Here is a 25,858-nt window from a genome sequence, read left to right on the forward strand (position 1 = left end):
CGCCGGGGATGGGTTTCTAATGGTTTCTACGGGTTTCCATGAGCTTTTATGGGCTTTTATGGGCTTTTATGGGCTTTTATGGGCTTTTATGGGCTTTTATGGGCTTTTATGGGCTTTTATGGGCTTTTATGGGCTTTCATCACCATCTATGAGCTTCTAAGAACTCTTGCTCTTAGCCGATTTGTAGCCGCTCGGCGGCATGCCTTCATACTTGCGGAAAAAGCGGTTGAAGCTCTGCACATTGGCGTAACCGACCTCTGCGGCAATCTGCTTGATCGTCAGCCCCGAATCCAGCAGCAGCTCCTTGGCCTGCTCGATCCTTAGCTGGTTGACGAAATCAATCATACTGCTGCCGATCTGCTCATAGACAAGCTTGCGCATATAGGAGTAGCTGATGCCTATCTGCTTGGCCATGTCCTCGAAGATGATCTCTTCGCGGTAGTGCTGCTTCAGGTACTCCATGATCCGCTGCGCATAATTGGTCTCATGGGTGCTGCGGTCCAGGCTCTGTACAATCTCACAGTAAAAATCATACAGGTACTCCTCCAGCTCATCCAGCGTATCCATCGCGGCGAGAATCGAATACACGTTGCCCCGGCCCATAATCATCCTTCCAGTTCCGAGGTGGTTCTCCCGGAGATGCTTGATCGTCGCGCCCATCAGCTGATGATAGATGAACATAATATTATCGTAGGAGATATGTTCCTCTGCGGAGATCTGGCTGCGGATGCTCTGCAGCTCCTTGAAGATTCCCACCAGGTCGCCGGCATCCAGGAAATTCAGAATTCGCCGCTCGCTACTCTCAGAGTCAACATACTTGCGGCTGTTATCCTCCCCGTCGTGCCAGTACATGATGCTTCCGGCCCCCTTGATCATCCTGCGCTTAATCACCTCCATCGCCTCGAACAGCCGCAGCGCCACCCTCTCCGGAGCATCCGTCCGCTCACTCACCCCAATCGTGACCGAATGCTCCAGCAGCTCAAGAGACTGATCGCGGATCTCCTCCAGCGCCTGATGAATCAGAGTACTATGCGCCTCCCCCTCCTCCGGGGCAAAGTTCAGTACAATCACTGTGCAGCCCTCATTATGGTAGACACAGCGGGCCACCACCCCCTCAGCGAAAACATTCTCATACTTGGCACTCAGCAAATACCGGTGATAACTGCGCGTCTCCACATTGGTATGGCCCACGTATCTTCTATATTGGTCGATGGAGACCACCACCACTCTGTAACAGGCATGCGGAAAAACCTCCGTAATCCGCGGCGGAATCTCACCGCGCAGCAGACGGTGCACGGCCAGACTGCGGGTATCCTGTTCGCGCTCCTGCAGCAGCTGGAACAGACTCTCTTCCTCCTCCTGCATCCGTTTGAAGGCCAGATCCAGGAAGGCCAGCTCATTCTTGTTCACTACGCCCAGATCCAGCTTCGAGCGCATCGTCTGCACCAATTGCCTCAGGGGCCTGGATAGCCAAGTGGCAAGAAAGATGGCCAGCAGCGTCCCCAGTACAATGATCGCCCCCGTCAGCAGAATAATATTTCCCTGCATCTCCCGGGACTTGGTCATTAGCTCATCCATGGAGCTCCAGCTGACATTCCACCACCCGGACAAGGAGGAGCGGCTCCAGGCATACACCGTCCGTTTGCCCTCCAGCTTGCGGAAGGTGTAGCCTTCACTGGCTTCCTGATTCAGAATCTCCTGTAAGAACGGCAGCTTACGGCTGTCGGAGAGCAGCATGGACCGGTCATTGAAGGAGATCACCGTACCCGCAGCGTCCAGCAGCAGGTAGTTGCTCTCACCCACCTCGGTAGCATGCAGATATTTGCCGATCTGGCTCTCCTTCATGTTGACGACAATCACTCCCCGGGTGGTGGTGGACAGGCGGTTGAGCGGGTACACATAAGACACCACATTCTCGCCCGACGCAAGCTTACGGGGCACCCATACCCCGCTGATCCCCCTGCGCCCCTTAAGCGCTTCTGTGATCCATCCGATAGGCTCATAGCGGGCAAGCGTCGTGATGCTGCTGTCGGTAGAGAAGACATAATCGGAATCCTCCAGGACAAAGAATGAAGAGTACACACCATCCACCCGGCGGTTCAGGTTCAGCAGCTCCTTGGTCACGGACAGCGCCAGACTTACATTGTTATAGTTGGCGTTAATCTCATCGTAGGTCTCAAAGCTGCGGATGCGGTCAAAAATATTCGTCGCCGCCAGACGCGATGTATCCTGGGCCAGATTGGCCAGCGCGTTCTCGTTCAGCCTGCGGTTGGCATTAAGCCCGGCCAGCGTGGATTCCCCGATAGCCGCTTCAGAATTCTGTATAATCTGTGACCCGCTGTACCAGGTCAGGACTGCTGTAGGAATAGCCATAATGCAGAATAGAATCAACGCCAGCTGCAGGATCATCGGTGTTTTTTTCATCACATATCCCCCTAAGCATTTCTATGTTACCGCTTACAATATTTTTATTTTATCATTTCAGGATACATTTTACATATGTGTATAGGAAAATTTTTCAACCCCCGCGCGGCATGTTACAGGCTGATGTGCAGGCGTTCTAATGTGCGGCTGCAGGCTTACGCCGAAACAGCAAAAACGCCTGGATGCATTGCCATCCGGGCGTTTGTAGCTTTCTTTTATCGGGATAGGCTGGCTGGCAGGAAGTCCTTACTCCGCATTCACCGCTTCATCCTCGAACTCCTCGATGCTGTCGTTGGAGCCGATCACCACCATGATGTCTCCCTGATGCACATGATCATGCGCGGTCGGGGCAACGATGATGCCATCCTCGCGGTTCAGGGCAATGATGCTGCAGCCGTATTTGGCGCGGGTGTTCAGCTCAGAGAGGCTTTTGCCGTTCATGCAGGCGGGCACCGTCAGCTCAACGACCTTGTAATCCTTGGAGATCTCGATATAATCGAGCAGATTCGGCGTCACCAGCTGATGAGCCACGCGGATACCCATATCCCGCTCCGGGAAAATCACCCGGTCTACACCCAGCTTCGACAGCGCGCGGCCATGCAGAATGGAGATGGCTTTGCCGACCACCTGCTTGACGCCCAGCTCCTTCAGCAGAATCGCGGCCAGAATACTCCGCTCCATATTATCGCCGATCGCCACAATGCCGCAGTCAAAGTTACGCACCCCGAGGGAGCGCATAATCCCTTCATCCGTAGCATCCGCCATGACTGCATGCGTCAGCCGTCCGGTCATCTCCTCCACCCGCTCCTCCTGGTGGTCAATGCCAAGCACCTCGTAGCCCATGGACATCAGCTCCAGCGCCAGACTTGAGCCGAAGCGGCCCAGGCCGATTACAACAAACTGCTGTGGTTTCATGACTTGATTCCCCTATCCAATTATCATTTTGCCTTCCGGATATTTATATAATGGTTTACCCTGTCTCGGACCGAGCGCATACGCCAGCGTCAGCAGTCCCAGCCGTCCGGCGAACATGGTCAGGCAGATCAGGATCTTGCCGACCTGCGTCAGCTCCGGGGTCAGTCCCAGACTCAGTCCGACATTGGCAAACGCTGAGATCGTCTCGAACAGAATCATCAGATACGGCAGCCCCTCGGTAGTCGAGAGCATCATCGAGACCGTAACGATCAGCAGCAGCGCCAGCAGCGTAATGGTCAGTGCCTTGAACACGCGCTCCTGAGCCAGCCGGTAACGGAACAGCACGATGTCTTCGCGGCCGCGCAGCATGGAGATGACAGCTCCGATCATCAGCGTGAAGGTTGTGGTCTTAATTCCGCCGCCGGTAGAACCGGGGGAAGCCCCGATGAACATCAGAATCACAATGAAGAACTGTGTGGCCTGACGCAGTCCCGTGATATCCAGCGTGTTGGCCCCTGCCGTACGCGGTGCCACCGATTGGAACAGGGAGGCCCATAGCTTGCTCCCAAGGTTCAGCGGTCCCAGGGTCCGCGAATTGGTGAACTCGAAGATGAAGATGACCACCATTCCGGTCACAATCAGTCCGGCTGTCATCGACAGCACCACCTTGCTGTGGAGCGACAGCCGGCGTGTGCGGCGGTATTCGGCCAGGTCGGAGATGACGATGAAGCCGATTCCCCCGGAGATGATCAGGAACATAACGACCAGGTTAATGACAGGGTCTCCGACATAGCTGATTAAGCTATGATCATGCCCGCCGAACAGATCGAATCCGGCGTTATTGAACATCGACACCGCGTGGAACACCCCGTAGTAGACCGCGCGGCCCAGCGGCATATCCACCGCCCAGCGGATGGACAGGAGAAGCGCTCCCGCAGCTTCAATAACCAGGGAATAGAGCAGCACCTTGCGGATCAGCCGCACAATCCCTTCCATCGAGCTCTGATTCATGGCTTCCTGAAGAATCAGCCGGTCACGCAGTGAGATTCTGCGCCTGAACACCAGCGCAAACAGCGTGGCCATGGTCATGAACCCGAGCCCGCCAATCTGGATCAGCACCAGAATGACCGCTTGTCCGAAGCCCGTAAGATGGGTACCGGTATCCACTACAGCCAGTCCAGTCACACAGGCGGCAGAGGTGGCCGTGAACAGCGCGTCCATGAAGCGGAGCGGCTGACCGGGTACGCTGGATACCGGAAGCATAAGCAGCAACGTGCCGATGAAGATAACCGCAGCAAAACTCAGCACCAGGATTTGCGGAGGAGCCAGCTTCAGGAATCGGAAGCCGGTGATCTTGGAAGACGGTGACGCCAAACTTCTCATCCTTTCAGGGTTCCATATTAGAAGTTACGAATCGGTCAGTATCAGATAAGCATACAAAATTATATACGTTATTGCCTAACTTCACAAAGACTCATTTTGATAAGAAGACAAAAATAACAAGCCTTTAAGCATAAGCCGGGACTTCTTCACGTAAAAGGATAATAAGGCATTTCTTTGTACCTGCCCGGCATGTAATACTATAATGGATGGATGAGAGCATTTTATTTCAAGGAGGCGTTCCATGAATCCCGTCGGCCAGCCCCTGCACCAGCGGCCCCTTACTACCAAACTTATCCTTGCCGGAATTCTCGGACTCATTCTATTTGTCATGTTCCAGATCGCTCCCCAGCTCCTCTCCAGTTCAGACGGGGATACAGCCATTCTCAGCAAAAGCGAAATCCGGGAGAAGGCCGCCGCCTTCGCCGCCGGGCAGCTCGGCTATGAAGCCGCAGCCGGAGATGAATGGGTGATCCTGTACAAGACGGACTCTTCCTTCTACGGCTATATGTCCCGTGAGAAGCTGCTTCCGGACTATTCCAAGAATAAGCTGGACCAGCGTTATCCGTTCGATGTGTACCATGCGGTGCTCTATACGTCCGGAGAGGCGGCAGCCCGGCTGGCAGTCGATCTCAATATGTATACCGGCAAGCCTGTGGCTTTTGCTGTTGGCGCCGATGCCGATGCTGCGTCCGGGCTGAATTACGGGGAGCGGCCCACGGCGGCAACCAAACGTACCGATCCTGCCAATCCTGTAAGCAGCATTCCGGAGCTGAGCCTGGAGGCAAAAGAGAGGCTCGCCCTTCCCTGGCTGAAGCTATGGGGGGCCAATCCTGCCAAGCTGAAGATTGAGGCTAACCTTGAGGGATACGGGCTTGTCTATTCCGACAACTCCGTCACCATAGGTGAATTACCGCTTAAGTACCAATTCAATTATCTGAACGGCGAGGTCTCGTACTTCCGCGCCGGATTCTCGGCTCCTGCCTGGCATGATACTTATGTGGACGGGCAGACCTCGCTTGCCAAGAAGCTCACCTTGTTCGGCTACGGCCTGCCTACCCTGCTGCTCGGCATCCTGGCGATGATCTACGGCATTCTGCGCAGGAAGCATACTTCCTGGAAACGCGGAATTTTCCTGAGCTCCGTCCATTTCCTGATCATGATGGTCAGCAGCTACAATGTGGTATCCGAATCCGGCAGCGGCGGCGCTGAGGCAAGAGTTACAGCAGTAGTCATGTTCATCATCTACGTTCTGTACAGTCTGCTGATGTCGCTCCTGCTCTACTTCTCTCTGGTCGGAGGGGACGGCTTGTGGCGCTCTGAGGAGAAGCTGAATCCTTGGCCCCGGGCCTCGGAGCCCGGCTACGGCCACTATGTACTGAAGAGTATTCAGGCTGGTTATATCTGGGCCTTCATCCTACTTGGCGTACAGACCGTCATGTTCATTATTCTGTCCTATACGCTGGATAACTGGTCCACCACTGACGCCAGCCAGTCGCCTTACAATATGAAATATGCCTGGCTGCTGCCGATTGTAGCCTGGCTGGCCGGGCTCTCGGAAGAGGCGGTCTACCGTCTGTTCGGTATCCGAATGCTGAAGAAGCTGGTCAAGAATACGCTCATCGCTTCACTGATCACGACCCTGATCTGGGCACTCGGACATACGCTCTACCCGATCTATCCCGTCATCTCACGGCCGATTGAGCTGACGGTCATCGGTCTTCTGTTCAGCTATATTTTCATCCGGTACGGGTTCATCGCGGTGATGTTCAGCCATGTGGTATTCGACAGCATCCTGATGGGCGCGACACTGATCTTCATGCAGGATAAGGTGAATATCGGCGCTGGCATCGTGACCATCATCCTGCCGTTCATCGTCGGTTATCTGGTGTATCGCTTCAACCCTCCACGGGAGCCGAAGCAGGCCCAACCGAATCCTACTCCATAAACACCAGAAGCGGCTGCGCCTCCTCCTCCGGGATAGCGCAGCCGCTTCTGTATTGTTATGCTGTCCAGACTGACTTGTGCATTCTGTGCATTAATAGACGGACAATTCCCATAAAGAGTAGCCATATTGTGTGCCGCGCTGCGTCCCGTTCACTTTCACGTACCGCGCACTGACCGGGGTGAAGCTGATATCGTCGATGTCCCCATCCCCGGTCGTTGTGGAATAGGCCGTTGTCCAATTCGTGCCGTCTGCTGACGTCTCAATGGTGTAGGCTTTGGCGTACGCGCCCTCCCAGTTCAGCAGCACACGGCTGACCGTCTGGGCAGAGCCGAGATCCACCTGAATCCACTGCGGATCACTGAAGTCCGACTCCCAGCGGGTGCCAAGATCTCCGTCCACAGCACCGGCTGCGGGCTGCTTCGGATTCTCCGAAGCGGTCACCGCCTTGTTCAGCGCAAGGTTCACAGTTGGCGTTGTGCCGCCGGAAATCACCTGCTGCACCGAAGCATCATTATATCCGGCCGCAGTGACTGTAATCGTGTAAGTTTTCCCTGCAGGGAACAGCGCAGGGTTCAGGGTGATTGTACCGGCTGCCACGGTAACATTCGCTGCCGCTGCTGCCACTCCATCCACCCTCACCGCAGTAATTGCATTTCTCCAGGCCGCATTCTCCGTGAACGTCAGCTCAATCGGCTGGCCTGCTGCGTTCCCGGTGGTATCGGCTGTCAGGGCAGGCGGAGTAAGCGGTGTTACAGCGCTGCCGCTGCCGTACACCTCCAGTTCCCATAAGGAATACCCGTACGGTGTACCGCGCTCTGTGCCATTAACCTTCACATACCGCGCGCTGACCGGGGTGAAGCTAATGTCATCGATGTCCCCGTCTCCGGTTGTTGCCGAATAGACCGTTGCCCAGTTCGCTCCGTCTGCCGACGTCTGGATCGAGTAGGCTTTGGCGTACGCGCCCTCCCAGTTCAGCAGCACACGGCTGACCGTCTGGGCAGAGCCCAGATCCACCTGAATCCACTGCGGATCGCTGAAGTCTGATTCCCAGCGGGTGCCCGGGTTCCCGTCCACAGCTGCGGCAGCGGGCTGCTTCGGATTCTCCGAGGCAGTCACCGCCTTGTTCAGCGCAAGGTTCCCTGTCGGCGTTGTGCTGCCGGTAATCACCTGCTGCACCGAAGTATCGGTATATCCGTCTGCCGTCACTGTAACCGTGTAAGTTTTTGCCGTGGGGAACAGCGCGGTGTTCAGCGTGATTTTACCGGCTTCCACCGTATAATTCGCTGCCGTTGCTGTCACTCCATCCACCTTCACTGCAGTGATTGCATTTCTCCAGGCCGCATTGTCCGTGAACGTCAGCTCAATCGGCTGGCCGGCTGCGTTCTGAGTGGTATCGGCTGTCATGGCAGGCGGAGTAAGCAGCGTATCCGTGGTGACCTTCGTCGGGTCCACCTTCACCAGCTTCTTGGCTTCGACTACAGCCGAGCCTGTCACTCCTCCGCTGTTGCGGAACGTAACGGTTATGGCCGCATTCGTCGGATTCCAGACCAGCGCGCGGTAGGCGGAACCTTTTTTATATACCGTTGCACTGTAGCCGTTCTCCGCCCAAATGTCCTTGGTGCGTGATCCAAGTGTGGCCATATTGTGCACGAACCAGTACGTGTTGTACAATTCGTTCTGCTGCGGCAGTGCCGGATTCCATTTATTCAGCACCGCCTGCGGATCGCTCAGCGCCTGGATCGGCCAGACAATATGGTACCAGTCCGGTTCCGGCCCGCCGTTATCGGCCACGAAGCCGCTGTATAATCCAGCCGCCTTAGCCGTATCGAACCCGTAGCTGGTTAAATATTCTGCTGTAGGCAGCCAGTGGATGCCATAGACATACACCGGATTCCCGTTGAAAAAGGTGCCGAAGAAATTCGAGCTTCCGTAAATCTGGCCCACCGTTTTATGCGTATAGCCCGGCAGCCAGTTATCCTGGTCGTAGTTGAACCAGTACTGCTGTACTGCTCTAAGCTCCGTCGTGAAGCCCATAATGGACGCATCGCGGAAGGCTGTATTGCCGGTCAGCGTGCTCCACATATATTGGCCGACCCAGCCGAACAGCGATTCCCCTGCTGCTTCCTGGTTATTGCCGCTGTCATTGTCCGCATACCCGCCGGCCCAGGAATGACCTTCATACGGGTCGAAGTTGCGGAAGTACGGGTACTTAGGGTCTGTCTTCGACGGATTGGCATAATCCCGGATCAGCTCATCGACCATTCCGCTGAATTTATTTCTGAAGTCGGTATCATAGGTGGCGAGCACGGCCGATGCAAAAACATAATAGCCATACGTAAAATGATGGTCCGTGATGCCGGAGTTCGCACCGAACTCGCTGTTTTTATAGATCAATGTTCCCCAGTCAGAGTTGTAGTCGAAATAATAATCGGTTTCCCCCGAGGTGTACGTATACCAGTCTGTAAGCACCGTCTTCATCCGGGAGAGGAACAGATTCTTGTAGCTCTCATTGCCGATCTGATCGGCGATCAGCACACCCATGGCCAGCGGATGCAGCTTCTTGCCCTGCCAGTACGCATCGGCCTGCATCAGATTGGTGGCAGTGTCCGTATCCAGCAGCGCCAGGTAATTCAGCAGATCCTGACGGGAATAGGTAGAATCGCCCGGCTCGGTGAACTGCGGCACAATGCCGTGGAATTTATCCGTAGTGGCGAACGAATTGCCCTCTGTCACCTTCATCGTTCCGCGGATGGACGGGAAGGAGACAGCGGTCAGCGGTGTTGTGGTCACCTTCCACTGGTGGGGAAGCTGGGCCATCAGCGTGGTATTCGGGAAGCCTGAACGCTTGAGTTCTGTTACCGCATTGAAGGTAGTTGTGACATCTGAGGTCGTCTCGTTGAAGGTATAGGCCACCTTCGTGTCCGTCACGAAGGCATAGCCGTGCTGGTAGAAATAATTCAGATTGGACGGTGCCGGAAGAGCCGACAGGGACAGGTAATTCTGGCCTCCTCCCAGCTGAATTTTGAGCTTGGCGCCGACCCGCTTGAAGGTTGTACCGGCCGGAGCATACAGCCCATAGTGTCTGGTTACCATTTCAGGCGTTGGCGCCCCGTTGGAATTGGTAACCGCAATGCCGATATGGTCTGCAGTCACGGTGTCGCCGTCTGCAGCCAGAATCGTAGTATTGCTGTCATTAAAGAAGCGGGCCCCGGCGGGCAGATACACTTCAGGACTGGACGGATCACTGAACTGCGAGTAGAGGTAAGGCGAGCCTTTGACAAACGTTGTCTTCAGCTTCTCCGCAGCGCCATCGCTTAACACCGCAGTCGCCGACCAGTCGCCGTAACCGGTAATCCGGTTCGACATCCCCGAAGTATTAATGTTGCCGGCCATCAGGAACAGGTCCGGGCTTCCCGCCGCTTCCTGCGCCTTGCCGTCGGCGCTTAAGTAGCCTGCACCCGGATTCAGAATGCTGAGGCCCTGCTTGGTATATTTCGATTTGAGCGGAAGCGTGATAATGCCGTTGCCGAGCTGATTGATCATAATGGACTGCCACCAGTCATTGGAAGGCAGCGGCGCAGTCAGCGCATCCGATTTGTACAGCGGATATTTAGGCTGGGGAACCGAGAGGTCATTCGCGGCATGGCTGCCTTGGCCTACGGGTACTGTGGTCAGTGTAGGCAAGGCCGGAATGTTATAGACCGGCTTGGGATCGCCTGCCACATAATCATAGGCCTGGAATTCAAAGATCGAGTACCCGAAGGAGGTGGCTCTGCTGATGCCCTTCATCCGCAGATAGCGGCCGCTGGCATAGACCGGCAGATTAAGTGTGCCGCCGTCGCCGTGCAGCTCCCGGTATACCGTAGTCCATGTGCTTCCGTCATTGGAAACCTGAATATCATAGATCCGGCCGGCAGCGGCCTCCCAATTAATGACCACCCGGCCCAGCGTACGTACGCTGCCCAGATCAACGCTCAGCCATTCATTATCGGTCGCGTTGGAAGACCAGCGTGTGTTCAGGTTGCCGTCTACCGCCAGTGCCGGCAGGGTAGAGCCGACAGGGAGATAGTCGGCCACCTGATAGGATGAAGCCGTCGCGGGCTTGTTCAAGGCCACATTCGGCCCGAGAACGACCGGAGGAGGATTAACGCCGCCGGTGCCGTAGACCTCGAACTCATAGAGGGAAATGCCGTATTGCGTCAGGATTCGCTCTGTGGCGAATACCCGGACATAACGGCCGGTGCCGCTGAGTGTAATGTCATCCACACCGCCGTCTCCAGTAGATGTGGAATAGATATCACTCCAATTCAATTCATCTGCGGATACCTGGATCTTGTAAGACTTGGCGTAAGCCCCTTCCCAGCGGAGCACAACGCGGTCTACCGTTGCAGTTGCCCCGAGATCCACATAAATCCAGTTCGGGTCCGTCCCCCATGAACTGCTCCACCGGGAACCTGTATTGCCGTCCACCGCCAGATCCGGGGTATTATTGCCCTCCGTGCCCGATGCATACGCGGGCCGGTCTGTGGAGAGCAGATAAGAGTCCGCGGCATATGCCCGTCCGGGCGGAAGAACCTGCACGAGACTCAGCAGCATGACGATGCTTAGAATAAGAGCGGTCCCGCTGATTCCCCTCTTGCGTCTTACAGATTTTGAATATACCATTCCCTTTATCCTCCTCTTTACGATTGGATTGCAGCTCTTCAGCCTGTAAACCTGACTTTTTCCGGAGTCCATTTCCCGGAGTCTGCATCAGCCCCTTACCCTGGTTCTGGAAGTCCACACCTTTCAGACAAGCGCTTTCATAGATTCATAATAAGCGTACCCCTTACCGAAACCGGTTGCAATTGGTAAAAGCGACGATTTATGCAAAATATGAAGATTTGTCTAATTGTGCAGCGACAGATTACGGAACTTCACCCCATTTGCTCATTATGTTCGGTTTTCCGCACACATTGGCCTTCCGGGAATGTAGCGGGATTTCTGAGTATACCATCCATTCCTGACCACAACCAAAGAAGCCGGCCCACATGGGGCCGGCCTCTGTTCCGTTACCGTTCAACTCTATTTTAGATTGACGGCTCCTCATCCTTCAGCGCCTCCAGAATCTGACCGGCCAGCTTCTCGCCGATGGACAGCACCTTGAAATCCTCGATGGAGGCTTCCTTGATCTTCTTGAGCGAGCCGAAATGCTTCAGCAGCAGCTTCCGGCGCTTATCCCCGATGCCCGGAATCGAATCGAGCTTCGAGGTGACCATTGACTTGCCGCGCTGCTCCCGGTGGAACGTGATCGCGAAGCGGTGAACCTCATCCTGGATACGCTGCAGCAGGTAGAACTCCTGGCTGTCTCTGGCGAGCGAGACCGGCTCGGCGGAGTCGCCGACCAGCAGTTGGGCGGTTCTGTGCTTGTCATCCTTGACCAGACCGCAGACGGGAATGAATAACCCCAGCTCATTCTGCAGAATATCAATCGCCGAAGAGATCTGGCCTTTGCCTCCATCGACTACGATCAGATCCGGCTGCGGCAGATTCTCCTTCAGCACCCGTTCATAACGCCGCCGGATCACCTCGCGCATCGTCTCATAATCATCCGGCCCCTGTACGGTGCGGACCTTATACTTACGGTACTCTTTGCGGGCGGGCTTGCCATCGATGAAAACCACCATGGCTGAGACCGGATTGGCCCCCTGGATATTCGAGTTATCGAACGCTTCGATCCGGTTCAGCGAGTCCAGCCCCAGGCTCTGCCCCAGACTGCTGGCCGCCCCGGAGGTGCGCTCCTCGTCCCGCTCGATCAGGCGGAACTTCTCATTCAGCGCGACCCGGCTGTTCTGGCAGGCCATGCCGATCATCTGCTTCTTCAGCCCGCGCTGCGGCACCAGCACCTTAATGCCCAGCCATTCCTGCAGGGCGGCTGCGCCTCCGGCCGCATCTACGGTCCCTTCGGCAGCCGCCTCCTGCTCTGCCTGCTCCTGCACAGCTTCGGCAGCCGTGGAGAGATCAGCCGCAAGCATCTGACCAGCGGCGTCCAGCTCGCGCAACTCCTCTCCGGCCTCCGTCTCGTCCTCTGCGCCCAAGGCAGCCATCAGCGCCTGTCCGCTCGGCATTCCTACAGCCTCCGGTCCGCCGCTTCCCTGACCGCCGGCGCTGCCTGCTTCCGGCGGAAGCATTCCGGCGCTGGCCATATCCGGCAGCAGGATTTCCTGCGGCAGCGCGGGATTGTCGCTGTAATACTGCGTCACATAAGACATGAAGTCACTGTACGCCTCTCCGTAGAACGGAAAAGCCGACGAGTGGCGCTGAATCATTTTCCCCTGCCGCATGTACAGGATCTGCACACACATCCAGCCCTTGTCTACCGCATAGCCGAAGACGTCGCGGTCCTTGGTATCGGCTGTATTGATCTTCTGCTTCTCCATCACGGCATCGATGTGCTGAATCTGGTCGCGCAGCTCCTTGGCCCGCTCGAAATACAGCTCCTCGGCCGCCTCCTGCATCTTCTTCTGCAGATCCTTCTTCACCGCATCATGTCCGCCCCCGAGGAAGGATGAGATATTCTGGATAATCTCCTCATAGGCCGACTTCGGCACTTCCTTCTCGCACGGAGCCAGGCATTGGCCCATGTGATAGTACAGGCAGACCTCCTTCGGCATCACCCCGCATTTGCGCAGCGGATACATCCGGTCAAGCAGCTTCTTCGTCTGCTGGGCGGCATAGCTGTTCGGATACGGACCGAAATATTTAGCTTTATCTTTCAGCACCCGGCGGGTAACCTCCAGGCGCGGATGGGCTTCGTTCGTGATTTTCAGATAAGGAAAGGTCTTGTCATCCTTCAGCAGCACGTTGTAGCGCGGCATATGCTTCTTGATCAGATTGCACTCCAGAATGAGTGCTTCCATGTTGCTCGACGTCACGATATATTCGAAATCAACAATATTGGCGACCAGCCGCTGCGTCTTCCCGTTGTGACTGCCGGTAAAATAAGAGCGTACACGGTTCTTCAGCACTTTGGCCTTGCCGACATAGATGATCGTACCCTCTTGATTCTTCATCAGATAGCAGCCGGGCAGATCAGGCAGCAGCGCAAGCTTGTTGCGGATATTATCCATATAATCCATAAGTTCTCCCCCACCTGTTACTACACGGTTATAAGGTAAGTTTAGAATAGAATGTACTACACATTCAAGCCTTAATATAGAACATCCGTTTCTATAGGACAGACAAAGCGCCTTCGGTAATCCGAAGGCGCTTTGTCTGAAGGGCCGCAAGGCCCCGGTTACAGCAGGTTATAATCCATTATTGATGCTTGGCTACGATATTCTTAAGGGAGTCCTTGGAGTTCAGTCCTACGACTTTGTCCACAGGCTGGCCGTCTTTGAAGAAGATCAGAGTAGGAATACTCATTACTCCAAAACGGGAAGCTGTCTCAGGATTCTCATCAACATTCAATTTAGCGATCTTCACATCGTCACCCAGCTCGGTGGACAATTCCTCGAGAATGGGGGCAAGCATTTTGCAAGGGCCGCACCAAGGTGCCCAGAAATCTACTACTACAGTACCTTGACCTTCCACTTCATTCACGAAGGATTGGTCAGACACGTTTACGATAGCCATGATATTGTTCCTCCTTAAGATAAGTTTTGTGAGCTTAAGCTGTACGAAATAACTTCCGCTTCTATAGCCTGAGCCAAGTCCGCAGAATTTACTCCGAGATCATAGCGGGATAAAATGCTTCATGTAATATGATAACCAGATTATCATTTACCGACACATTCACAGTATAACATAAATACAATGCATTTGTTATATATTTCGAGAAATTATATTGTATAAAATTAATTTGTCTTTTAGCGGTTTAGACTTTGTCCCTGAGATTCAGCTTCATCGTCCACGAGGTACCGGCTGTCCCGACATACTCGAAGCCGAGCTTATGATATAACCGGACGGCCGCCTGATTCTCCGGATCAACGCTGAGCGAAAGTGACGGGTATCCATCGGATACGGCTTGCTGTATGATGCCCTTCATAAGCCTGATTCCCAATCCCTGCTGCCTGTAGTCAGACCGAATAGCAACGCCTAATTCCGGGGTTGTAGCATCCACAAATCCGTAGCCCTGGTTCGTCTCGTCAAACAGCCTGTACCAGGCAGCACCTGCGGGCTGATTATCCACCAGTGCGATTACCGCCCTGTCGCCTTGTCTCCCCCAATGTTCGTTGTACTTCGCAATCCCCGGGGAATTCAGCAGCTCACTTCTGGGAGGCTTACCTTGTTCAATATGAATGGACTCATAATGCATATCCATAAGAAAATCATACTCCTGCGGTTCCATAGGTCTTATATTTAGCATAGAATCACCCTTTTGGCATACGATCTTATCTTTACAACTTCCCTGCATCTTCGTATACTTGAAGAAAGCGCATTAATTGTCAATGACTTCGCTCACATGTATAACTGTAACCCACTTCATGCAGTCATGCAACAGCAAGGAGGAAGAAGCGAATGGACGTCAATGTCAACGCACAGGTCCGTGACCCGCGGGAGCATATCAATGAGGAGCCCCGCAACGATCTCGGTGATCTGCTGGCCGGTTTCTTCGGGATGACCGGCTTCATGACCGTGGTCTTCTTCGGAATGGTAATCATCAAGTATTTGTCCGAATAGCTGCTAGCTGCAGTGTCCGGTATTCTTCGCCCAGGCCTGGGCGGGATGCCGGATTTTTTTTGCGTTCATTTTGCGATCCGTCAAGTGCCGTTAAGAATAACATAAATTTACAATTTAATAAAAAGAAAACACATTTTTGTTTCACAGGAGCCGTGTTACTCTGTATGCGAAAGCGCTCTTATACTCTATTTTGAGGAGGAAGGAAGAATGAAAAAGCTTGTCAGCCTTGCTGTCGCAGGCTTGTTGGCTTCTGCGCTGTATTCCCCGGTATCGTTCGCTGACAACCCTGTTGTACAGACCATCTACACGGCAGACCCGGCCCCGCTTGTATACAATGATACGGTCTACCTGTACACCGGACATGACGAAGACAACTCGACCTACTATACGATGAATGATTGGAGGGTCTACTCCTCCAAGGACATGGCGAACTGGACCGATCACGGGTCACCGCTATCCTACAAGGCGTTCAGCTGGTCGAGCGGAGAAGCCTGGGCCAGCCAGGTGATTGAGCGCAACGGCAAATTCTACTTTTATGTCACGGCAAAAAGCACTTCGCTCGGACGGCCCGCCATCGGCGTCGCCGTTGCTAACAGCCCGACCGGCCCGTTCGTGGACGCTATCGGCAAACCGCTCGTCTCCAGCAGCTGGGGCGACATCGATCCTACGGTATATGTAGACAGTGACGGCCAGGCCTATCTCTACTGGGGGAATCCGACACTGAAGTATGTGAAGCTGAACCCGGATATGATCTCCTACAACCAGAGCACAGGGATTGTCCAGGTACCTATGACCACAGACAGCTTCGGTGTGCGAAACGGCAATGCTGACAGACCAACCCTCTACGAAGAAGGACCCTGGTTCTACAAACGCGGCAGCTTATACTACATGGTCTACGCCGCAAGCGGTATTCCAGAGAATATCGCCTATTCTACCAGCTCTTCGCCTACCGGCCCGTGGAAGTACAGAGGGATCATTATGCCTACCCAAGGCGGGAGCTTCACGAATCACCCGGGCATCATCGACTTCAAAGGGCGCTCTTATTTCTTTTATCACAATGGCGCGCTGCCTGGCGGGGGCGGCTTTACCCGGTCAGTGGGGGTTGAGCAATTCACCTACAACGCGGACGGAAGCTTCCCGGTCATCAACATGACAACCGCCGGGCCGCAGCCCATCGCCACCCTTAACCCCTATGTCAGAACGCAAGCCGAGACCAGTGCATGGGCGGCCGGGGTAGAGACCGAGACCACCTCAGATACGGACGGGGGAATGAATGTCGGCTTCATCGATCACGGCGATTATCTCAAAATCAAAAATGTGAACTTCGGCGCCGGAGCTTCCGGCTTCGAGGCCCGGGTAGCGTCAGCAGGCAGCGGCGGTAATATTGAGCTGCGGCTGGACAGTCCGACAGGAACGCTAGTCGGCACCTGTGCAGTGCAGAATACAGGGGGCTGGCAGAGCTGGGTGACCAAGACCTGCACGGTCAGCGGGGCAAGCGGGACTCATGACCTTTACCTGAAATTCACAGGCGGCAGCGGATATTTGTTCAATATCAACTGGTGGAAATTCAGCCCCAGCTAAATCCGGCTAACTCTTCACATAACAGTAAAAAGGGGCCCCAGCCATCACATCGACTGGGACCCTTTTTCTATTCATTACCCTCTGGCCCTGCCGCGCTGGTTCTCCCCATGCAGCGGAATCACCTCTACGAACGGGGCAATCCGGTCCATCAGCCGCTGGCCCTTGTAGACCTCTTCCCCGTCCTTGCTGGTGATGCTGAGATGCTTCTCCAGCCCGTCCAGCGGATAATTCGAGGTATAGAAGGTCGGCTTACGGTTCATCCGGTAATTCAGAATCGCTCCGAGCACATGGTCACGCGCCCAGGGATTGAGATTCTCGGCTCCGATGTCGTCGAAGATGAGCAGATCACAATTCTTCATCGTATCGACCATTTCCTTCAGCTTTTGGTTATCCATCATAATCAGCTTCAGTTCCTCGATGAAATCCGGCATATAGACAATCACGCCGCTGTAGCCCGAGATCGCCAGCTCATGGAGCAGATAGCACATCAGGAAGGTTTTTCCGGTCCCGAAGCTGCCCTGCAAATAAATGCCCCGCGAAGTCAGGCCCTCTGCCCGCACTGTTGCTATATAGTCAAATATTTTGTTCACGGCTGAGGCCCGCCGGGGGTCCTTGCCCATAATATCCATCTCATCATATCCGCCGTTCAACACCCGCTCGTCCACATAGAAGCTGCGAATCCGCTTGCGGACATTATCCTGATTATCCTGTGCAATCTTCAGCTTGCACGGTGTCTTGCGCTCATACAGATCCGTTACACCATTAACCGTCTCTACGGTAAGCTTGCTGTAATGCCCCTGGAAATCATTCGGGCAATTCGCCAGGCCGGGGCAGTTCTTACAATGCCGGTCCTCTTCGACATACTGGTACAGACGGCTTAAGTGCAGCCGCAGCCGGGACTCGTCCAGCTCGGGATGCTCAGCCTGAAGCTCCTTGACCAGGGGATGGTTCAGCAGGGTCTGCTCCAGGTCACGGGAGCGCTGGCGCAGAGCGGGGTTGTTCATCGAACGCAGCACTTCGCCCATGGACTCCATCGCTGCACCTCACTTTCTTCAGGGCGTTCTCAGAACGCCTTTTTTCTTGCTGGCCTTGATCTCGGCCGCTTTCTTCATCATCGCCGCGAATTCCTCTTCCGATACGGTTCCGGCGCTGCCGTCATCAAGCACAATCGGAATCTCCTGCTTGCCGGACCGCCCGCCGCTCTTCGTATATGAACGCGGACGGCTTCCCGTCGTGCCAGTGCCGGAGGAGGCGGAAGCCGCCCCCTTGCCCTTCACCTTGGACTGGTCGCGGATATAGCGCACGGCCTTCTCGTAAGTATTCACCTGCTTCACCAGCATATTGGAGGCAATCGCCTCCACGAAGTTGCGGTTCATCCGCTGATCGCCGCCGGAAGCTACCATCGTCATCAGATAATGGATCAGTACATTGATTACTTCACCGCTGAGCTTATAGTTCAGATCAATCTTCTCGAAAATATCCATCAGCTGGCCCGGAACCACCCCTGGGAAGAACGTCTGCAATAGCCGTGTATAAGGCTCGTTGCGCAGCATCATATTATATTGGTGAATGTCGCATTTGGACAGAAATTGCGGAGGGACTTCTACATAGAACTCCATTTCGACAGCCTGCTCCACCGGCACTGCGGAGGGATCACTCTCTTCCTCAGCGGCGGAGCGCAGTGACACTACCTTGGAGGCAGCAATCTCTCTTTTCTCCTGGCGCTTCCTATCCTGACGGAAATGCTGGCTCGCCTTGTACTGCAGCGTATCCAGAATCACCTCTCCGTCCGGCGTGAAGACATCATCCTCATCCAGCAGACGGCATACATCCTGCGGGCCAAGCTCGTATTTGCGGGCCACATAATTAATGACACCCATCTGGTTATGGTCAAAACGCAGCTTCTCAACATGCGCACGGTTCACCGATTCACGCGGGAAGCGCAGGATAATATCGCTGTAGGCTATATTCGAATCAGCGTCCTGGGTGGTGCCGGGCTGACGCACGGAGGCTACCTCGGCCAAGGCCTGCTCCAGCTCATAGTCGATGACATGGGTATTCAGCTCAAAAATATCATAAAAGGGCAGTGAAATATTCTCTTTCCCGAGCGACCGCCCGCTCCATTCCTCGGGTTCCCGGTGCCAGAACTGCTCACGCAGCGACAGCACAGCGAACTTGCCGATCTTATCCCGGAGCAGCAGCGTCAGATGCTGGGTTGCAAAAAAATCAGCCGGCGACAGCGGCGGCATTAACTCGTATTCGTACATATAATCATCGTTCTCCGCGGCATACAGCCGGCAGGTCTGCAGCAGTCCCACCGCCTCCAGCCGGGAAGCCTGGTCTACCATATATTTACGGCCCTTCTCGTTGGGTTCAACGCCCAGGGTCATAAAGAGCCTGCGCTGCTGCTCCACACCGGAGTAACCGATAGATTCAGCCGGAATATGTTCGAACAGCAATCTGTACAGGCTGATGGCGAACGCGCCTACCATTGGCTGATAGACTGAGCCCAGCATACGTCCGTCCAGCTGGCTTAGACCGAATTCGCGGGACACGCAGTACCGGTGATGTTCAGTGAAATGATGCAGGTTGCTCATACGCATCTGCGGTTACCTCCCCCTCTTCTATACCAAATCATATAGATTTCTATTCTATCACAAAACACCCGGCCGGAAATGTAAAATAAAGATGAATTCTTGGGCTTTCTGGCGGAAAAGAAAAAAACGGCTCCCCCCATTACTGGAGACTAGCCGTTTCTTGTTGTACCGCCCTTCAGGCAGCGCTTAGAACATCTTGTATCCGCCCAGCCGCAGCTTCTGAATCGTCCAGCCGCTCAGAACTGCCCCGGCAAGACCGGCTATGCCGGTAAGATAATCCACAATGTGGAAGGTAGAGAGGTGCTCCCATAGGGACATCGCGCTCCGGTCCCAGATGGAATAGACCACCACCGGAAGAATGACAATGACGAACAGATAGGCAGGGAACCAGGTAGTCTTCATCAGCATGTTAAGAATGAAGCCAATGCCGAACATCATCACAAAGAATAAAACGGCCAGAACAAACACCGGAATAAAGCCCATCGTACCGCCATCCCCTCTCTCTATAAAGAACCGCACACCCAAGCTTATATAATAGTAAGTTTACTAGAAAAAATGTAGCGAAGCAATGAACATTATCGTGCTACATACCGGAATTCGCGTGAATGGGGGCCTCGGCGTTTGCTCTCTGCCGCCCGCTGCGCTACAATGCAAATAGCACCCGACCTATGTTCATACATATTTAAGGTATGCGGACAAAGAAGATTTTACGCGAGGATATTCCACCGATAACCTATAAGGAGTGAACAACTTGAACGAAGCCGCTTTGACACTGGAAGGCTGGTATGCGCTGCATGACTTCCGCTCGCTGAACTGGACAGCCTGGACGGCAGCCGATGACGAGGAACGGGCAGTGGCCCTGGAGGAGTTGCATGCCTTCATGCAGGAGTGGGGACCTGTCGAGGAAGCGAAGGAGGGCAGCTCTGCGGTCTATTCCATCGTGGGCCAGAAGGCTGATTTCGTGATGATGTTTCTGAGAGAGAGTCTGGAGGCGCTGAATGCGCTGGAGACCGCTTTTAACAAAATCGCCTTTGCCCAATATACAACGAAGGCCTATTCCTATGTGAGCATTGTTGAGCTCAGCAACTACGCCGCAGGAGGAAGCGCCGGAGACGGCAGCGACCCGATGCAGAACCCGCATGTGGCTGCCCGGCTGAAGCCTGTACTGCCGCAAATGAAGCATATCTGCTTCTACCCGATGAACAAGAAGCGTGAGCTTGCCGACAACTGGTACATGCTGGATATGGAGAAACGCCGGGAGCTGATGTATTCGCACGGCCTGATCGGACGCGGCTACGCCGGCAAGGTGAAGCAGATCATCACCGGCTCCGTTGGCTTCGATGACTGGGAGTGGGGTGTGACGCTGTTCGCCGAGGATGCCCTGCAGTTCAAGAAGCTCGTCTACGAGATGCGCTTCGATGAAGTCAGCGCCCGCTACGGCGAGTTCGGCCCCTTCTATGTAGGCAACCTGCTGAACGAGGAATCGTTCGAGGAGATGCTGAAGCTGTAAGAGCATAAACGCAAATAGACCGCCCCCTCTAGCAAAGGTATGCGGTCTATTTGTCGTATCCTGTTTGTCCGAGGCCTACCGCCCTTAAAAGCGGCTATTGCACCCGAGAGCCGTGTTGCAAGCACGGCTCTCTTTGCATTGTACGTCTTTTCTGCTTCCACTATACCACACCGCTTATGCCGAAGGCTCCTTATCGTCCTCGTCCGCTTCGTCCTCATCCCCGTCACGCAGACTCTCCAGATATTCAGCCGTCGCCCGGTCACGCGCGCGGCCCTTATCCTTCAGGCGTTCGATGGCCGGGAGAATGAGAATATCGATTTCCTTCTGGATATTGTAGGCCAGATCATACCGCGTCTGATCCTCCAGATAAGAGCCTACCTCAATCAGAGCATTATAGCGGTCCAGCTCCTCGCGCGTCAGCAGTCCGCGTACTTGCACGCTGCAGTGGCGCATCTTAGAGGAATCTTCCCTTCTTGAGGACGAGCGGTATGCCGCCGATGATGAGCAGGTAGCGCATATCGACAACCTTCTTCAGCTGCGCCGCTGTCCAGCCTTTGTATGTCTTATCGCCGACTACGGCAATTCCCTGGCCTTTACCCAGCGAAGCTACGGTCCCCTTGTTGCTGAAGGCGAATTTCTTCGGCTGCTGGCTGCGGATGGCCGCTACCAGATTATGCGCGCAGCATTCTCCCTGCTGCATGGCAATCTGTGCCGTCGGCGGGTAAGGACGCCCTTCCGGGTTAATCATGAGGGAGCCGTCACCTATGATGAAGATGTTCTCATGTCCCGGAGCCCGCAGATATTCGTCTACCTTCACCCGTCCGCGCATCGCTTCGAAGCCGGCAGCCTCGATCAGACGGTTCCCGCGGATACCGCCGGTCCATACAATTGTGGAAGCCTTGATCTCTTCACCCGTGGCCAGAATCACGCCGCCAGGCAAGCATTCCTTGATCGCTACGCCCATCTTGAAGGTTACACCCTTCTTGGTGAGTACGGTCATGGCATGCTCAACCAGCTCAGGCGCGAACCCCGGCAGAGCCGTAGGCGCAGCTTCTATATTATAGATGTTGACCATGCTTGGATCGACATCAAATTCTTTGCATAGTGCAGGAATCCGGTCAGCCAGCTCCGCTACAAATTCAATCCCGCTGAAGCCCGCGCCGCCAATGACGAAGTTGATATGCTCCTGTGCATTATTCTCATTCTTGTATTTGGCGAACTGGTACTGGATATGCTCCCGGATCAGCCGCACAGAGTTGATGCTGCGGATGGTCAGCGCATATTTGTCGAGTCCCGGAATCCCGAACGTTTCAGGCTCACCGCCAAGGGCAATCACGAGGTAATCATACGAGAGCGTTCCGTCCTCCAGAATAACCTTCTTCTGCTGGGTGCGAATCTCCTGCACCGAGGATTTGACAAGATCGATCTTGAACTCATCGATTAATTTGGAGATAGACACGCGTGTATGCTCGATGCTGTCCGTGCCCGCTGCAGGCATATGCAGATGGGTCGTGAAATAGTGATATTCATGGCGGTTAACCAGAGTTACATCGGCTTCATTATAGTTCAAAGCTTTCTGCAGCCGCTGGGCGGTCAAAATCCCTCCATACCCCGCGCCTAGAATAACGATTTTGGGAATACTGCTCATGTTCCGGCTCCTTCCAACAGGTGAATCTGTCTATGTGTTATTTTTTGTAAAAAAATCAGGTTTCTTTTGTGAATTTATACACTTAAATTCAGAAGAATTTCCAATAAAACTTAAAGGATTTCTAAAATAACCATATCCATTGTAAACCTTAGTATCGTTTTAATCAAATATAATCATACAACAAAATGTCACATTTTTCATTGAAATCAAAGCCTTTGCAGGCAGGTGAGACTATGTTTATAATGAGTAGGTACGCTTGTATGGCAAATTGAAACTATCAACTCGGAGGTGTAATATTACGTGACATTAGAGCAAACCGTTCCTATGAGCGATCTGCTGATTATAGGCGGAGGTCCAGCCGGTATGTTTGCCGCTTTTTACGGCGGTATGCGCCAGGCTTCAGTAACCCTTATTGAGAGTATGCCCCAACTCGGAGGGCAGCTTGCTGCTCTGTATCCTGAGAAATATATTTACGATGTCGCCGGCTTCCCCAAAATTACCGCACAGGAGCTGGTGGATAACCTGTCCCGGCAGATGGAGCTGTTCCAGTCCGATATCCGTCTGGAGGAGAAGGTCGTATCGGTTGTGAAGCAGGGTGAGCGCCATTTCACCGTCACCACTGACAAGGCTGAATATCACAGCAAAGCCATTATCATCACGGCAGGCGTAGGCGCATTTGAGCCGCGGCGTCTTGAGGTACCTGATGCACAGCGCTTCGAGAAAGCCAACCTGCATTATTTCGTAAATGATCTGAATGCTTATAAGGATAAAAAGGTGCTGATTAGCGGCGGCGGCGATTCCGCTGTGGACTGGGCGCTGATGCTGGAGCCGATCGCTGAACAGGTAACCCTGATTCACCGCCGCGATAAATTCCGTGCGCATGAGCATAGTGTAGAGAATCTGATGGCCTCTAAGGTAAATGTGATTACGCCGTCCGAGATCACTGAGCTTCACGGTGAAGAATTCATTACCAAGGTCACCTTGTCCCATATCAAGACCAAGGAAACTCAAGAAATCGAAGTAGACAGCGTTATTGTCAATTTCGGCTTTGTCTCCTCTCTGGGCCCGATTGCCGAGTGGGGAATCGGCATTGAGGGCAACTCCATTGTAGTTGACTCCCGCATGGAGACCAGCATTCCGGGAATCTTCGCTGCTGGCGATATCACGACTTATCCGGGCAAGCTGAAGCTGATCGCTGTAGGATTCGGAGAAGCGCCGACAGCAGTCAATAACGCCAAGGTGTATATTGATCCGGATGCGAAGCTGTCTCCGGGACACAGCAGTAATCTTAAGCTCTAGGTTGTCTATAACCTTATAGCCATAATAAAAGGGTATCCTTTCAGGTTGATTCCACCTCAACTTGAAAAGATACCCTATTCCTTGATGCTTGCGGTTAATGAAGTCCAATGCTGCAGGATGTGCTCTGATCTTTAATGAAGAACCGCATGGTCTGGAGAGTGTAAGTTCCGTTTGCGAATTTCAGCGAGAAGCAGGGCGATGAAATCATGCTCCAAATGCAGCTCTATCGCTCTGTGATAAGAGTCTAGCAGCATCTCATCCGACAATTCAACCATAACGTTCACCTACCTTTCCTTTATTTGGATCTGAATCTATCATAGCAAACTATCATTATTCGAACAAGCGTTCTCATTATCCACAAGCTGCTGTGGAAATCCTGTGTATAATATGTGAGTAAGGGTTATAATGTCAGCAATTGCACAGTGGACTATGGGGATAACAGTTATGCACAGGGCTGAAACCTGACATCTCCACACAAAAACTTTTTTAGAATGTTCATAATTGGCTGGGATATTTCTTGTTGTATTACCTCAAAATCTAAACAACTAAACGCAATATTAGCCTATTACTGTATTTATCGTCAAATATAAAAATTTTATTAATCATTTTGGTCTTGTATTTACTTCCAGAATCCAAATCTTTCCCCGATGATCTACAGCATAGTCAAAGCCCAGTTCACCGATCCCCGGAAAATGCCGCTCCAGCAGCTCGGTACAGACTAAGGTCAGCCTGCGCATCTCCGCCTTTTTGGATGAGGTCCCCACTCTTGGCAATGATCTTCGCAGTCCCTGGCGGCAGCTGAGCATCGTGCCTCCTTTGCAGAGATTCGTAACGAACAAGCCCGGCCGGGCTACTCTCCCTACCATAGATCGGAACTCCCAGTGCTCGCCGTTCTTCACTACTTTGACACGGTAATCAATCGGACGCCCGGAGATTCGTGCAAGGGAAATGCCCTGCTGGATCAAATATTTCCGTTTCACCTTGAATCTGTCCAGTGCCTGGCGCATAGAAGTGAAGTCTCCATAGATACGTGTGCTCTTCATATACGTGAAGCCGTACCCCCTATGATCCCGGAACACCTTGATGACACCATATCCTCCTCCGCCTACAACCGGCTTGATGACAACATTGCCGTATCTTCCAAGCATCGCGGACAATCCGGCAGCACTATATTCCCGCGTTCTCGGAATGTAACCGGCAACCCGTGAATCGCTAAGCAGCGCCGCCGTCTTCAGCAGCTTGCTTGCCAGTTCTCTCCCCGCCATTATTTGCCCTCTCCTTTCGCATTCCCAGCCTACCCTATAGATTACTCACAAAAGGCCTTGCCCTCCTGTATGATTGTCCGTGGTATAGCTGGCCAGAGCAAAAAAGGGCATATGGCTGCGGGGCCTTATGTCCCTGGTACATTTGACTGGAAAACCTTTAAAATTCGTTGTATTATTGCCTGAAAGGGAGGGTTTCCTAATGGCTGAGTTTTTTGAAATCCTGTATTGGTTTGCGATGATCGGCATGTCTGTTGTACTGGCAGGAACGACAATACTCGTCTGTGCGCTTGGCTTCAAATTCATCAAGGACCGGCGCAGAGTGCTCGGTGCCGGCTGCATCGCCTTTTCCCTGGGGGCCTCCGCCCTGATCGTGTTCATGATTAACCTGAAATTTATTATCCCCGCCTGAAGCATATTCCCGGCAGCAGTGGCCCAGGAAGCGGATTGCGCGTTCCCCTGCCGTCATTGCTGCCTTCGGGCGGAACTCTTAAGCGTCATTCTTACACGATTCATAGATTCGCCCCGTTACCATATTCTATGAAAATTGCGTCAGGCTGGCCTGTGCGGACAGACGGCTTCATTCGCTGAGCAGGTTCCGGCCTATTCCCCACTTTTTCGCTCCCTTTCTCT

General features: G+C 53.7%; 20 protein-coding genes. 6 read left to right on the forward strand and 14 right to left on the reverse strand.

Features of this window, described 5'->3' with window-relative positions; genetic code table 11:
* Positions 1-156 precede the first annotated feature (156 nt).
* From MKX51_RS25190 to MKX51_RS25200, 3 genes are all read right to left on the reverse strand, one after another.
* Positions 157-2,424 (reverse strand): AraC family transcriptional regulator, encoded by a 2,268-nt coding sequence (locus MKX51_RS25190; RefSeq protein ID WP_340994289.1) that lies wholly within the window; start codon positions 2,422-2,424, stop codon positions 157-159.
* A 246-nt stretch (positions 2,425-2,670) separates the two neighbouring features.
* Positions 2,671-3,339 carry a potassium channel family protein gene (locus MKX51_RS25195; protein ID WP_036721939.1) on the reverse strand — a complete coding sequence of 223 codons (669 nt, stop codon included), beginning with the start codon at positions 3,337-3,339 and terminating at the stop codon, positions 2,671-2,673.
* Between the two features lie 12 nt (positions 3,340-3,351).
* Positions 3,352-4,713: a TrkH family potassium uptake protein gene (locus MKX51_RS25200; RefSeq protein ID WP_340994290.1), complete on the reverse strand. Its 1,362-nt coding sequence runs from the start codon at positions 4,711-4,713 to the stop codon at positions 3,352-3,354.
* A gap of 250 nt (positions 4,714-4,963) precedes the next feature.
* Between MKX51_RS25200 and MKX51_RS25205 the strand changes: the two genes are divergently transcribed.
* The gene (locus tag MKX51_RS25205) at positions 4,964-6,667 is read left to right on the forward strand and encodes a CPBP family intramembrane glutamic endopeptidase (protein WP_340994291.1); all 1,704 of its coding nucleotides are present in this window, start codon (positions 4,964-4,966) and stop codon (positions 6,665-6,667) included.
* A 90-nt stretch (positions 6,668-6,757) separates the two neighbouring features.
* Here MKX51_RS25205 and MKX51_RS25210 read toward each other — a convergent pair whose 3' ends face one another.
* From MKX51_RS25210 to MKX51_RS25225, 4 genes are all read right to left on the reverse strand, one after another.
* A complete protein-coding gene (locus MKX51_RS25210) occupies positions 6,758-11,332 on the reverse strand; it encodes a galactose-binding domain-containing protein (RefSeq protein WP_340994292.1) in 4,575 nt (1,524 codons plus the stop codon).
* Between the two features lie 404 nt (positions 11,333-11,736).
* Positions 11,737-13,785, reverse strand: a complete 2,049-nt coding sequence (gene uvrC, locus MKX51_RS25215) for an excinuclease ABC subunit UvrC (protein ID WP_340994293.1) — start codon at positions 13,783-13,785, stop codon at positions 11,737-11,739.
* Between the two features lie 178 nt (positions 13,786-13,963).
* A complete protein-coding gene (trxA, locus tag MKX51_RS25220; protein ID WP_036701616.1) occupies positions 13,964-14,281 on the reverse strand; it encodes a thioredoxin in 318 nt (105 codons plus the stop codon).
* Between the two features lie 241 nt (positions 14,282-14,522).
* A complete protein-coding gene (locus tag MKX51_RS25225) occupies positions 14,523-14,969 on the reverse strand; it encodes a GNAT family N-acetyltransferase (protein WP_340938333.1) in 447 nt (148 codons plus the stop codon).
* A gap of 197 nt (positions 14,970-15,166) precedes the next feature.
* Between MKX51_RS25225 and MKX51_RS25230 the strand changes: the two genes are divergently transcribed.
* Together MKX51_RS25230 and MKX51_RS25235 are read left to right on the forward strand one after the other, a co-directional pair.
* Positions 15,167-15,328 (forward strand): YqzM family protein, encoded by a 162-nt coding sequence (locus tag MKX51_RS25230; protein ID WP_155991192.1) that lies wholly within the window; start codon positions 15,167-15,169, stop codon positions 15,326-15,328.
* 207 nt (positions 15,329-15,535) lie between these two features.
* Entirely contained in the window at positions 15,536-16,909 is a 1,374-nt protein-coding gene (locus tag MKX51_RS25235; RefSeq protein ID WP_340994294.1) for a glycoside hydrolase family 43 protein, read from the forward strand.
* Between the two features lie 74 nt (positions 16,910-16,983).
* Here MKX51_RS25235 and dnaI read toward each other — a convergent pair whose 3' ends face one another.
* The 3 genes from dnaI to MKX51_RS25250 form a co-directional block, all read right to left on the reverse strand.
* Positions 16,984-17,943 carry a primosomal protein DnaI gene (dnaI, locus tag MKX51_RS25240; protein WP_340938330.1) on the reverse strand — a complete coding sequence of 320 codons (960 nt, stop codon included), beginning with the start codon at positions 17,941-17,943 and terminating at the stop codon, positions 16,984-16,986.
* Positions 17,944-17,961: 18 nt separating this feature from the next.
* The gene (locus MKX51_RS25245; protein ID WP_340994295.1) at positions 17,962-19,512 is read right to left on the reverse strand and encodes a helicase DnaB; all 1,551 of its coding nucleotides are present in this window, start codon (positions 19,510-19,512) and stop codon (positions 17,962-17,964) included.
* A gap of 180 nt (positions 19,513-19,692) precedes the next feature.
* Positions 19,693-19,989, reverse strand: a complete 297-nt coding sequence (locus tag MKX51_RS25250; protein WP_025707684.1) for a YuiB family protein — start codon at positions 19,987-19,989, stop codon at positions 19,693-19,695.
* 268 nt (positions 19,990-20,257) lie between these two features.
* Between MKX51_RS25250 and hemQ the strand changes: the two genes are divergently transcribed.
* Positions 20,258-21,016, forward strand: a complete 759-nt coding sequence (hemQ, locus tag MKX51_RS25255) for a hydrogen peroxide-dependent heme synthase (protein WP_340938327.1) — start codon at positions 20,258-20,260, stop codon at positions 21,014-21,016.
* 174 nt (positions 21,017-21,190) lie between these two features.
* Here the strand turns inward: hemQ and MKX51_RS25260 are convergent, their stop codons facing one another.
* The gene (locus tag MKX51_RS25260) at positions 21,191-21,469 is read right to left on the reverse strand and encodes a hypothetical protein (RefSeq protein ID WP_340994296.1); all 279 of its coding nucleotides are present in this window, start codon (positions 21,467-21,469) and stop codon (positions 21,191-21,193) included.
* Position 21,470: 1 nt separating this feature from the next.
* The gene (locus MKX51_RS25265; protein ID WP_173131751.1) at positions 21,471-22,664 is read right to left on the reverse strand and encodes an NAD(P)/FAD-dependent oxidoreductase; all 1,194 of its coding nucleotides are present in this window, start codon (positions 22,662-22,664) and stop codon (positions 21,471-21,473) included.
* 324 nt (positions 22,665-22,988) lie between these two features.
* Here MKX51_RS25265 and MKX51_RS25270 point away from each other — a divergent pair, with 324 nt between their 5' ends.
* Positions 22,989-23,963 (forward strand): NAD(P)/FAD-dependent oxidoreductase, encoded by a 975-nt coding sequence (locus tag MKX51_RS25270; RefSeq protein ID WP_340944420.1) that lies wholly within the window; start codon positions 22,989-22,991, stop codon positions 23,961-23,963.
* A 131-nt stretch (positions 23,964-24,094) separates the two neighbouring features.
* Here MKX51_RS25270 and MKX51_RS25275 read toward each other — a convergent pair whose 3' ends face one another.
* Complete coding sequence (locus tag MKX51_RS25275) at positions 24,095-24,238, reverse strand: sporulation histidine kinase inhibitor Sda (RefSeq protein ID WP_036721967.1); 144 nt, start codon at positions 24,236-24,238, stop codon at positions 24,095-24,097.
* A gap of 327 nt (positions 24,239-24,565) precedes the next feature.
* A complete protein-coding gene (locus MKX51_RS25280) occupies positions 24,566-25,228 on the reverse strand; it encodes a YheC/YheD family protein (protein WP_340938320.1) in 663 nt (220 codons plus the stop codon).
* Between the two features lie 199 nt (positions 25,229-25,427).
* Here MKX51_RS25280 and MKX51_RS25285 point away from each other — a divergent pair, with 199 nt between their 5' ends.
* Entirely contained in the window at positions 25,428-25,637 is a 210-nt protein-coding gene (locus MKX51_RS25285; protein ID WP_036701644.1) for a hypothetical protein, read from the forward strand.
* Positions 25,638-25,858 lie beyond the last annotated feature (221 nt).

Source organism: Paenibacillus sp. FSL M7-0420, assembly GCF_038002345.1.
GTDB lineage: Bacteria > Bacillota > Bacilli > Paenibacillales > Paenibacillaceae > Paenibacillus_AQ.